Source organism: Desulfurella sp. (assembly GCF_023256235.1).
Lineage (GTDB): Bacteria > Campylobacterota_A > Desulfurellia > Desulfurellales > Desulfurellaceae > Desulfurella.
In genome coordinates this window covers 1,982-12,932 of record NZ_JAGDWY010000034.1, presented here as the reverse complement: position 1 = coordinate 12,932, position 10,951 = coordinate 1,982, and the positions used below count along the sequence as shown (strand labels likewise).

Annotated in this window: 8 protein-coding genes, 1 tRNA gene and 1 other RNA gene; 3 read left to right on the top strand and 7 right to left on the bottom strand. The window is 33.7% G+C overall.

Features of this window, described 5'->3' with window-relative positions:
- From dnaX to Q0C22_RS03400, 3 genes are all read right to left on the bottom strand, one after another.
- Positions 1 to 511 (bottom strand): DNA polymerase III subunit gamma/tau (gene dnaX / locus Q0C22_RS03410; RefSeq protein ID WP_291490662.1); only part of this gene is annotated, 511 nt, incomplete at its 3' end.
- Positions 512 to 534: 23 nt separating this feature from the next.
- Positions 535 to 628: signal recognition particle sRNA small type (gene ffs, locus Q0C22_RS03405), an RNA gene on the bottom strand.
- A gap of 18 nt (positions 629 to 646) precedes the next feature.
- Positions 647 to 723: transfer RNA gene (locus tag Q0C22_RS03400), tRNA-Arg, on the bottom strand.
- A gap of 116 nt (positions 724 to 839) precedes the next feature.
- Between Q0C22_RS03400 and metH the strand changes: the two genes are divergently transcribed.
- Positions 840 to 4,328: a methionine synthase gene (gene metH, locus Q0C22_RS03395; RefSeq protein ID WP_367172095.1), complete on the top strand. Its 3,489-nt coding sequence runs from the start codon at positions 840 to 842 to the stop codon at positions 4,326 to 4,328.
- Positions 4,329 to 4,377: 49 nt separating this feature from the next.
- Here the strand turns inward: metH and sucD are convergent, their stop codons facing one another.
- The 3 genes from sucD to folE2 all read right to left on the bottom strand — a co-directional run bounded on the left by sucD (position 4,378) and on the right by folE2 (position 7,389).
- The gene (gene sucD, locus Q0C22_RS03390) at positions 4,378 to 5,268 is read right to left on the bottom strand and encodes a succinate--CoA ligase subunit alpha (protein ID WP_092128248.1); all 891 of its coding nucleotides are present in this window, start codon (positions 5,266 to 5,268) and stop codon (positions 4,378 to 4,380) included.
- 2 nt (positions 5,269 to 5,270) lie between these two features.
- Positions 5,271 to 6,476, bottom strand: a complete 1,206-nt coding sequence (sucC, locus tag Q0C22_RS03385; RefSeq protein WP_025391830.1) for an ADP-forming succinate--CoA ligase subunit beta — start codon at positions 6,474 to 6,476, stop codon at positions 5,271 to 5,273.
- A gap of 139 nt (positions 6,477 to 6,615) precedes the next feature.
- Positions 6,616 to 7,389, bottom strand: coding sequence for a GTP cyclohydrolase FolE2 (gene folE2 / locus Q0C22_RS03380; protein WP_291490660.1), 774 nt, complete (start codon positions 7,387 to 7,389; stop codon positions 6,616 to 6,618).
- An 83-nt stretch (positions 7,390 to 7,472) separates the two neighbouring features.
- Here folE2 and Q0C22_RS03375 point away from each other — a divergent pair, with 83 nt between their 5' ends.
- On the top strand, positions 7,473 to 9,227 hold the full coding sequence (locus Q0C22_RS03375; protein ID WP_291490659.1) for a FapA family protein: 1,755 nt from the start codon (positions 7,473 to 7,475) through the stop codon (positions 9,225 to 9,227).
- Here Q0C22_RS03375 and Q0C22_RS03370 read toward each other — a convergent pair.
- Positions 9,205 to 10,743: an NAD(P)H-hydrate dehydratase gene (locus Q0C22_RS03370; protein WP_291490658.1), complete on the bottom strand. Its 1,539-nt coding sequence runs from the start codon at positions 10,741 to 10,743 to the stop codon at positions 9,205 to 9,207. The two genes, Q0C22_RS03375 and Q0C22_RS03370, sit on opposite strands and share 23 nt — an antisense overlap.
- Positions 10,744 to 10,755: 12 nt before the next feature.
- Here Q0C22_RS03370 and Q0C22_RS03365 point away from each other — a divergent pair.
- Positions 10,756 to 10,951: hypothetical protein (locus Q0C22_RS03365; RefSeq protein WP_291490657.1), on the top strand; the 196-nt coding region annotated here is incomplete at its 3' end.

The following is a 10,951-nucleotide window of genomic DNA, read 5'->3' as shown; positions in this document are numbered from 1 at the left end:
TCTGACATCTTGATAGGATTGTTTGTGGAACTTTTTCTATATTTGTAGTTGCAAATATAAATTTCACATAATCTGGCGGCTCTTCAATTGTCTTTAAAAGTGCATTAAAAGCTTCTTCTGTTAACATATGCACTTCATCTATAATAAATATTTTATATCTTGCGCTAAATGGCACATATTTTATACTTTCTATAATGCTTCTTGCATCATCAATGCGCCTGTTTGAAGCACCATCAATTTCAATTACATCAACGCTTTTGCCTTCTGCAATTGCTCTGCAATGCTCACACTTTCCGCATGGCTCTACTGTAGGGCCTTTTTCACAGTTTAATGATTTTGCAATAATTCTTGCAAGTGATGTTTTGCCAGTACCCATTGTACCATAAAATAAAATAGAGTGGTAAAGCCTGTTTTGCTCTATAGCATTTTTTATAGTTTGAGTTACAATATCCTGCCCCATTACTTCATCTAATGTTTGAGGTCTATACTTTCTTGCAAATACTATATACATTTTGCCTTCCTTTAGCGATACCCACCAATAAAGGTTACCTGCTGGGGGCTAATTTGCTACCGTTGCTTCCTTCCGGACCTGGCGGGGTTCACAAACGCCCCTACAAGTAGCTTCAAAGGTGGGTATCGCTAAAAGTGGCGCGCCCAAGAGGATTCGAACCTCTGACCTCAAGAACCGCAATCTTGCGCTCTATCCAGCTGAGCTATGGGCGCAAAATACCCAACCCTTATTTTGATTATATCGTTAGATACCATAAAAATCAAGTTCAACAAAAAGCTAAATATTGTAAAACTAGTACTTTTTTTATATAATCAGGTTTTGCAGGAGGGTGGACTTGAGTATTAAAGACACAATAGGCAAAAGATTTCTAATTCTTGATGGAGCAATGGGGACTTTGCTTCAAACATACAATTTAAAAGAATCTGACTGGGATTTTAAAGTTGGTTGCAATGAAATTTTAAATATTACAAGACCTGATATTATAAAAGGTATTCATTTAGACTATCTTAAAGCAGGTGCTGATATCACAAAAACAAACAGTTTTGGCGCACTTCCATGGGTACTTGAAGAGTACAATTTGCAAGACAAAACCTACGAAATAGCAAAAATGGCAGCACAAAACGCTAAATCTGCCAAAGATGAGATTGAATCTACCCTTAAATGCGAAAAATTTGTTGCAGGCTCACTTGGCCCTGGAACAAAACTTGCTTCGCTTAATCAAATTGATTTCGATACGATGTATGATGGCTATTTTTTGGCTGCATGTGGTTTGATAGATGGGGGTGTTGATTTAATTTTACTTGAAACATTCCAGGACCCTCTGCAAATTAAAGCTGCGTTAAATGGTTGTTTTGATGCCATAAAAGACAAACAAAAAGATATACCTATAATGATTTCAGCTACTATTGAATTAAATGGTTCCATGCTTATTGGAACAGATGTGTCTACGCTTGCTGCCATACTTGAACCATTTGATATATTAACCCTGGGTTTAAATTGTGGAAGTGGACCCATTCAAGTTGAAACTCACTTAAGAAAACTATCTCAAAATTGGGGTGGCTATATTTCTATTCACTCAAATGCTGGATTGCCAGAAAATATTGCAGGCAAAGTATGCTACCCAATGGATCCAGAAAACTTTGCAAAAGCTGAAGCTAAATTTTGTGACATTGATGGTGTAAGTATAATTGGCGGCTGCTGTGGCACAACACCAAATCATATAAAAGCGCTTCACGAAAAAATTAAAGACTTAAAACCCAAACCTCCAAAAGGGGTTTCACCAAAAGCATTAGCAAGTTTATACCAGTATGAACCACTTTTTCAGGAACCACCACCTTTTTTAATTGGAGAGCGTACAAATGCCACAGGTTCAAAACAATTCAGAGACTTATTGTTAAAAGAAGATTATGAGGCGATTTTATCCATAGCACAAGAACAAGCTTTAAGCGGTGCCAAAGCTTTGGACGTATCTGTAAATTTTGCTGGTCGTGATGAAGAAAAAGACATGATAGAACTTATAAGCCGCTTTAATCAAAAAATATCAATCCCTTTAATGATAGACTCGACCCAACCAAATACAATTTTAAAAGCTCTAAAGCTTATTGGTGGAAGGCCAATTATTAATTCTGCAAACTTAGAAGATGGTACAGAAAAATTTGACAAAATTTGTGAGCTTGCAAAGAAATTTGGAAGCGCGCTTGTTTTGCTAGCCATTGATGAAAAAGGTATGGCAAAAACAAAACAAAGAAAGCTTGAAATAGCATACAGGATGCTTGATAGAGCACTAAAAAATGGCTTAAGAAAGAGCGATTTGGTATTTGACCTTTTGACTTTTACCGTAGCATCAGCAGAAGAAGAATACAGAAGCGCCGCAAAAGACACAATTGATGCAATAAGCGAACTAAGAAACACCCATAAAGAAGTAGGAGCCATTTTGGGAATATCAAATGTATCTTTTGGCTTAAATGCCCAGGCGCGAAAATACTTAAATTCTGTATTCTTGTATCATGCAGTTAAAAACGGCTTATCAATGGCTATTGTCAACCCAAAATCCCTAATCCCGTATCCATTAATAAATCCAGAAGACAGGCAAATATGTGAAAGATTAATCTTTAACGATTGGCAAGAAGGTGACCCGTTAATTAAATTTATTGAACATTTTTCTAATGATAAAAAAATTGAAGAAAAAGAAACTTTAGACAACCTGCCACTTGATGAAAAAATAAAAAAGCTTCTAATTAGCGCCCAAACAAATGAGCTACTAAAAGCAGCAGATGAAGCTTTGGAGGTTATGAGCGCTGATAAAATTATTGACTTACTGGTACAAGCTATGAAAACGGTTGGAGAATTATTTGGAGAAGGTAAAATGCAATTGCCGTTTGTATTGGCAAGTGCTGAAAGTATGAAAAAATGTGTCGACTATTTAAATAAATTTATGGATAAAAAGCAAAAAGATAAACAACTTACAATTGTTTTGGGCACTGTAAAAGGCGATGTACACGATGTAGGTAAAAATTTAGTTGATATAATTTTTACAAATAACGGCTATAAAGTTATAAATTTAGGAACACGCATAGAAGCTAAAAGTTTTCTTGATGCGGCAAAAAAATACAATGCAGATTGTATCGGCATGAGTGGACTTTTAGTAAAATCAACAATAGAAATGAAAAACAATATAGAAGAGTTTGAAAAAAACAACTTAAAAATACCAGTTTTACTTGGTGGTGCTGCGTTAAATAATAAATTTGTTGAAGACTTTTGCAAACCAATTTACAGTGGCAAAGTATTTTACTGCAAAGATGCCTTTGATGGTTTAAAAGCATTGTCAATTATAGAAAACAAAAAATTAATAGGTGAAAATAAAAAGAAAAAAATTGTATCAGATAAACTAATTATTAAAGAAATACCACAAAAAGAAATTATTTTACCTCTAGTTGAAGATGTACCAAAAGCGCCATTTTATGGCAAAAAAGTTTTTGTTTCCAAAAATCAATCAAATTATGCTTATATTCAAAATCTTGCATTTAATTGGATAAACAAAAAAGCATTGTTTATACGAGCCTGGGGTTACAAAAAAGCAAATATGTCACAACAGGCATATAATAAACTAATAAAAGAAGAAATCATGGTAAACTTTGAAAAGTTAAAAGAATTATTAATAGAACAAAACATTTTTGAGCCATTTATTATTTATGGATACTTTGCATGTAGATCTGACTCTATTTTTAGATTACAAAATAAGTATACCAAAAAAGCTTCATTGTATATTTTTGATGAGCAAACAAGCAAATTTACGCAAAATTTAAAATTCGAAGAAGCTAAAAAACTTGCAAAACTTGTAATGGATTTTGATAGAGTTGACCATAAACCATATCTTTGTTTAGCGGATTACTTCAGAAGTGATATAAACGATATTGTAGCTTTTTCTTTGGTATCTGCTGGTAAAAAGTTTTCTGAGTTTGAAAAATCTTTGTTTAAAAATGGCGAATATAAAAAGTATCATTTAGTACATGGGTTAGGCATAGAATTAACAGAAAGTTTAGCAGAAATTATACACAAACACATAAGAATAGAGCTGAATATTGCAAAAAACGAATCAAAAAATTTAGAAGATGTAAACTTTTCAATGAAGTCTTATCAGGGCGCAAGGTATTCACCAGGTTACCCATCATGTCCTGATCTTAGTCTAAATGACGCGATATTTAGTTTACTTAAACCCGAAGAATATAACATTAAACTAACAGAAAATCATTTGATTGTCCCAGAACAATCAACTGTAGCTATAATAGTGCATCACAGCAAAGCAATTTATTTTTAATAGGCAAGAGGCATAAACCTCTTGCCCTTTATAGATAAGGAGGGATAGACTAAATCGAAAAGTGATATTTATCTTTTAGTGTTTTGTATATGGTTTCACCAATGTAGCCAGGGTTTTCTATAATATGAACACCTGCTTCTTTTAAAGCATTGTACTTTGACTCAACAGTGCCTTTCTTTCCCATTATTATTGCACCTGCATGTCCCATTCTTCTGCCTTTTGGAGCGCTTGCGCCTGCAACAAAAGCAAATACAGGTTTTGTAACATGAGCTTTGATGTATTCTGCAGCTTTTTCTTCTGCATCACCACCTATCTCACCTACTATCATTATGGCTTCTGTTTCAGGGTCTTGTTCAAATCTTTCAAGCCAGAAGATATAGTCTGTACCTACTATAGGGTCACCTCCTATACCAAGGCATGTAGATTGGCCAAGACCTACTTTTGATATTTGATCTGCTGTCTCATATAGCAGTGTACCGCTTCTTGAGATTATACCTATTGAGCCTCTCTTAAAGATATGGCCTGGCATTATACCTATTTTTGAAGCATCCGGTGTTATAATACCCGGACAGTTTGGACCGATTAGTATTATACCTTCTTTTTCAATTACCCTTTTTACCTTTACCATATCAAGCACAGGTATACCTTCTGTTATACATACAATAATCTTTATACCACTGCCTACTGCTTCCAATATTGCATCTGCTGCAAATGGAGGTGGAACAAATATGAGACTTACGTTTGGGTTTGTTTTCTGGACAGCTTCTTCCACAGTGTTAAATACAGGTATACCATCCACATCACTGCCACCTTTGCCTGGTGTTACACCACCTACTACCTTTGTACCGTAATCCCTGCAGGCTAAGGCATGGTACCTTCCTTCCTTGCCTGTAATGCCCTGTACTATTACCCTGCTTGTTTTATATACAGCTATAGCCATATTTATTTCTCCTTCTTATTGGTTTCTTTTGTTGTTTGGTTTTCTTCTTTTTTTGGTTTTGTTATTTGAGTTATCATATGAGCAGCTTCTTTTATATCCTGGGCTACAGAAAATGCAAGGCCACTGTTTTTTAGCATTTCCATACCTTCTTCTTTATTCATACCGGTAAGCCTTACCACTATTGGGACTTTTACTTCTACTGTCTTTAAGGCTTGCAATATGCCATTTGCCACTTTATCGCATCGCACTATGCCGCCAAATATATTTATGAATATAGCTTTTACTTTTGGATCCCTGGTTATTATCTCAAAACCTTTTGCTATGGTATCTGGCGTAGCTTCGCCACCTACGTCAAGAAAGTTTGCCGGGTTTCCACCTGCAAATTTGATAACATCCATTGTAGCCATAGCAAGACCTGCACCATTTACCATACAGCCTATATCACCATCAAGCTTGATAAAGTTTAAACCAGCAAAGCGTGCTTCAAGCTCATCTGGGTCATACTCAGTTAAATCTCGCATCTTTGCTATTTCTTTTCTTCTAAAGATTGCATTGTCATCTATTTCTATCTTTGCATCAAGGGCTACCAGGTGGTTTGTATCTGTTACTACAAGGGGGTTCATCTCTAAAAGCGAACAGTCTTTATCCATAAACAGTTTGTACAGGTTACTTACAATTCTTGATATTTCTTTTTCCTGCTCAACAAGGTCAAGATCGTACTTTAGTCTTCTTATCTGGTATGGCAAAAAGCCTACCGCTGGATCTATTGGTATTTTTATGATATCTTCCGGGTAGAGCTCACTTACCTCTTCTATGCTCATACCACCCCTTTTTGAAGCAATAACCACAGGTTTTCCTATGGTTCTATCTATAGTAATAGAAAAGTAAAGCTCCCTTTTAATGCTTGATACTTTTTCTACAAGCAGTTTCCTTACCTTTACACCCTGTGGTCCAGTCTGTGCTGTTACAAGCGTTTTGCCAAATAATTCCTGAGCAATGTCTCTGGCTTCATCTGCAGTCTTTGCAATCTTTACACCACCTGCTTTACCCCTGCCACCGGTTAGAACCTGGGCTTTTAATACAACAGGAAAACCCAGCTCCATTGCAACCATCCATGCATCGTAGGGAAAATATGCTACCCTGCCTTCTGGTATTGGTACTTCGTATTGACTCATCAGCTCTTTTGCCTGGTACTCGTGAAGCTTCATTTAAACCTCCAAAAAAAGTTTCTAAAATTTATATACATTACTTTATCGTAAATGTCAACTATAATTTGTAAATTTCTTAAAAATAATCATACAATCAATTAATACTTTATAAACTAAAATTTAAAAAAATTCAAGACTATTAATTAGTTTTTTCGATACAGGCATATGCGTTGTGGTTATGGATACTTTCTAAACTTTCTACTTCTACTTTATACCAATAAATACGTTTATCTAACTTTAGAGCTTTTACAATATTTCTTGCTATATCTTCCACAAACATAGGATTATTGTATGCTTTTTCTGTCACAAACTTTTCATCTGGGCGCTTAAGCAAACAGTAAATATCGCTACTGGCATTAGCTTCAACAATACTAATAATATCTTCTATCCAAACCATATCGGTAAATTTAACATAAACAGATACAAAGGCTCTTTGATTGTGCGCACCGTAGTCACTTATTTCTTTTGAACAAGGGCATAGCGAAGTTACCGGAACCTTAACAAAAAGAGTAAGTTCATCAGTATCTCCACTAAATGCATACAAACCACAAGTATAGCTCATTAAAGATTTTATTTTCGAAACGGGAGCTTGTTTTTCTATGAAATAGTCAAAATTTATTTCTAAATACGCTTTTTGGGCATTTAGCTTTATTTTCATCTGATTTAAAATATGTGAAATTTTTTTTATATTTATTTCGTTTTTATTTTCATTAATAATTTCTATAAATCGACTCATATGTGTACCTTTAAATTTACTAGGCAATAATACATACATATTAATATCAGCAATAGTGTGTTGCAGCCCATTTTTTTTATCAAGTAATGTAATAGGATACTTTACGCCTTTTACACCAACTTTATTGATGTTAATATTTCGAAAATCCCTTTGGGATTGAACATCTTTCAAACTCACAAACTAAATTATAATCATTACAAAAAATAAATCAAATCGTCAAAAAACTTGCGCAAAAAATTAATTTCTGCTAAAAGTTTACTATGGAAGATAGAATAAGGATTGAAACATCAAATATCAAAGCAGAGTTAAATAAAATTATTGAAGATTTTTTAATTGATCCTTCACGTATAGATTTTGAAATAATAGATACAAAAATAATCCAGACTCAGGATGGGATAAAGCCAATATTCACAGTAGATTTTATACAAAGACAGCCAGATATTCTATGTAAAATAATTGATGTAGAAATAGATGAATCAATCCCTCAAAAAAATGCTTTTGTTAAAGTTGATTGCACAAATTTAGACAAACCACTTGATGTTAATTTAGATTATATTATACATGTTATCAAAAAAAAATTAGCCTTCAATGGTATCGTTTATGGTATAAAAGAAAACAATTTTCCATTAATTGCAAAAGAGATTCAAAAGCGCTTAAACCCAAATTTTACTAAGTTTAAGGTACTAATAGCTATTGGTACACCTCCAATTGACGGTAAAAATTCCGAACTTAAAACCTTTTTTCAATTAAACACAGTAGGCCAAATTGACGAAAAGGGCAATATCAACTTTAAAGAAAAAAATTTTGCCATTGGTGTTGATGTTGGCACTGTAATTGCTCAGTATATTAAGCCCACAAAAGGCATTGATGGATACGACATCTTTGGAAATATCTTAAAAGCTAAAGATGGTAAAGAAATTCAAAAAATAAATATCAGAATTGATACAGCAGATATTGATAAGGTAGAAGATGAAACAAGTATAAAGTTTATTTCCAAAAAAAAAGGTTCTCTGATTCAAAAAAATGGCATCTTCCATGTAGAAGAAAACGTAAAAGTAGACAGAGCCGACATAAAAACCGGTAATATTGATTTAAAAAATGTATCGGATGTAAATATTGGCGTTATAAAAAATGATATTGAAGAAGATATAGTTGGTGCTGGCATAAAAGTTACAGGCAAAAAGGTTGTAGTAAACGGCAATGTAGGACCAAAAGCTTACATTGAAGCAGAAACTGTTGATATCAAAGGCAGTGTACACCAAGAAGCCACAATAAAAGCCAAAATTGCTAGAATAAAAAACTTAAATGGTACACTAATAGCTGAAGAAGCGTTTATTGAAAATGCAAATTATGCAAACATAGAAACAGAAAATAAAGTAACAATAGATAATTGCCTTGCGTGTAATATTGTGTCTCCTTCAGTTGAAATCAAAAAAGATATGCTAAGCTCAAATATCGTTACTTCTTCAAAAGAAGTGATTTTAAACAATGTAGTTGGAAACAATAACAAAATCTTGATAAAACCGCTTGAAATAAAACAAGTGTCAGCCCAATACAAAAAGTTGCTAATACAAGAAAAAGCACTTTCAAATGAAATAAAAATGGCACAATCTACAATCGATATGCTAAAACAAAAACTTGATTCTAACTTAAGAAATTTTAGCGAATCTATAAAACTCATAAGACAGCTACAAGCAAAAGGGGCAAAAGTACCAACTGCTTTATTAAATTCAGTAAAAAACTTTAAAGAAATTGAAGATAGCTATAAAGAGCAAAAAAGCAAATTGGCTTCTTTGGAAGAACAATACAAAGACATAATACATAAAATTAAAGAATTACAGGATAGTTATAAGTTTGCACACATAATTATAAAAGGCGAAATAGACGCAGAAAATCTGATAGAATTTGACGACACGCTTTCAAGACGCCTGATAAACAAACAAAGATCTATAAAAATTTATGTGCGAGAAATTGACGGCAAAGATCAAATTGTTATTGAGCCTTTGTCTTTATAGCCTCTATTGCATTTGTTATATGATTTATCACATCTGTAGGCAAAAGCGAAGCTTCCGAGTATTTACTTAACGCTAAATCTGCACTTAAGCCATGCAAAAATACACCCATACAAGAAGCATATAGCACATCATTGTTTTGAGCAATCAGACTTGCAATAATACCGGATAGCACATCTCCGCTTCCACCTGTTGATAAGCCAGGATTGCCACTTGTATTAATAAATATGCTTTCACCGTTACTAATTAATGTATCAGCCATTTTTAAAATTAATATTACATTGTTTTTTTTTGCAAATTCTTTTACAAGCTTAAGTCTATTTTTTAAAACTTCTGCTGTAGTTTGACCAATAAGCCTTGAAAATTCTTTGGGGTGGGGCGTTAAAATAACTGGAGAGTTGATTTTTTTAAGCAAATTAACATTTTTAGACAAAACATTTAAACCATCTGCATCAATTACCATTGGCTTTTTTAGCTCAAGCAAGCTTTCAAGCAAATACAAAGCATCGTCAAACACACCAAGCCCCATACCAAAACAAATTACATCTTTATCTCTAACAAAATCAACTATATCATCAAACGATTCTTTTGAAAAAAAGCCATCTTTGTCTTTAACAGGGTAGCTCATAGCTTCAATGCAAGAAGACTCAAATGCAGTATTTATGCAATCTGGTACAACAGCGCTTACAAGTCCAGCACCGCTTCTTAGCGCCGCATTTGCAGCTAAAATTACAGCACCAGATTTTCCTATACTACCACCTACTATAGCTATATGGCCAAAATTACCTTTGTGAGAATTTTTTGGCCTATCTTCAATAACAAAATCATCTTTTACTAATGCGTTAAAGGTAGGTTTAAAATCATCAATCAATTGCTTTGGTGTAGAAATATCAACCACTTCAAGCTTACCGCAGTAAAGCCTACCTGGATACAAAAATTGACCAGGTTTAGCAAGTGCAAATGTAGCCGTTAAATCGGCTTTTACTGCAATACCTAAACACTCTGCCGTATCCGCATTTATCCCGGATGGTATATCAACAGATACAACAAAAGCATTTGATTTATTTATTTTGTCAATTATATCATAGAAAATACCTTCAATGTTGCGCGATAAGCCAATACCAAACAAACCATCAATAATAATTTGGGAGTGGGCTAAAAAAACATCATTTAAATCTTCAATATGGTTAATTATATTAATTGGCACATTCATTGAGCACAATATATCGTAGTTTATTTTAGGGCTCGGATTAAGCTTATCTGGATCAGCTACCAAATTAACCAAAACGTTAGCTCCCGCATTGTAAAGATGCCTTGCGATAGCCATAGCATCTCCGCCGTTATTGCCAAGACCAGCAAATACAGATACTCTTAAACCTTCAAGGCTACCAAATTGCTTTTTTATAAGTTCAAATGTGCCCCTTGAAGCATTTTCCATTAAAACGATGTCTGGAATTTTAAACTCATTGATGGATTTAGAATCTAATTCTTTCATTTGTAAAGATGTGCTTAATTTCATATATCACCCCTTGTGGAACAAATTTTGCTATATAACTTTAGCGAGGTATGTGCGATGCAAAAAGCTATGCTTGATACATTAGATGACACCATATTTAAAATTATAGACAAATTAGCTACAAAATCAACATCCAAAAGTTCAAAATCAAGCTTTGACGCAATTTTAGAAGAATTGCTAAAAAAAGACTCTAAAGACGATATAAATTCAA

What these genes read in the sequence shown, in the direction of transcription:
- sucD (WP_092128248.1), bottom strand. Translation starts at nt 5,268, where the DNA reads ATGGCTATAGCTGTATATAAAACAAGCAGGGTAATAGTACAGGGCATT.
- Q0C22_RS03370 (WP_291490658.1), bottom strand. Translation starts at nt 10,743, where the DNA reads ATGAAATTAAGCACATCTTTACAAATGAAAGAATTAGATTCTAAATCC.
- Q0C22_RS03375 (WP_291490659.1), top strand. Translation starts at nt 7,473, where the DNA reads ATGGAAGATAGAATAAGGATTGAAACATCAAATATCAAAGCAGAGTTA.
- sucC (WP_025391830.1), bottom strand. Translation starts at nt 6,476, where the DNA reads ATGAAGCTTCACGAGTACCAGGCAAAAGAGCTGATGAGTCAATACGAA.